The sequence below is a fragment of the Mesorhizobium sp. M1E.F.Ca.ET.041.01.1.1 genome, from assembly GCF_003997355.1.
Taxonomy (GTDB): Bacteria; Pseudomonadota; Alphaproteobacteria; order Rhizobiales; family Rhizobiaceae; genus Mesorhizobium.
The window spans coordinates 1-543 of record NZ_RZSL01001227.1 but is presented as its reverse complement, the minus strand read 5'-3'; the positions used below and the strand labels follow the sequence as shown (position 1 = coordinate 543).

Annotated in this window: 1 protein-coding gene; it reads right to left on the bottom strand. The window is 64.1% G+C overall.

Annotation, left to right across the window (positions count from 1 at the left end):
* The coding region (locus tag EOA38_RS38515) for an FAD-binding oxidoreductase (RefSeq protein ID WP_145966366.1) at nt 1-543 on the bottom strand (543 nt) is incomplete at both ends.

Below are 543 nucleotides of genomic sequence, written 5' to 3'. Positions count from 1 at the left end.
TCTCGCGGCCGGTCGACTTGTTGAATTCCTCGACCTCCGGCATCGGCTCGGTAAGCAGGTACATGTGCTCCATCGCCAGCACCGGAAGCTCGACGCCGACCATGCGGCCGATCTCGCGCGCCCACAGGCCGCCGCAATTGACGACATGCTCGGCGTGGACCGTGCCCTGTTCGGTGACGACGTTCCAGGTGCCGTCGACTTCCTGCGTCAGCTCGACGACGCGGTTGCGCAGCACGATCTCGGCGCCGAGTTTTTTCGCCGCCTTGGAGTAGGCAATCGTCGTGCCCGAGGGATCGAGATGGCCCTCGACCGGATCCCACATGGCGCCGACGAAGTTCTTCTCGTCCATCAGCGGGAACATCGCCTTCGCTTCCGAAGGCGTGATCAGCTCGGTGTCCATGCCGAGATAGCGACCCTTGGCATGGGCGAGCCGCAGGAAGTCCATGCGCTCCGGCGTATCGGCCATCATCACGCCGCCGGTGAGGTGCAGCGAGCAGGACTGGCCGGAAAGCTCCTCGATCTCCTTGTAGAGCTGGACCGTAT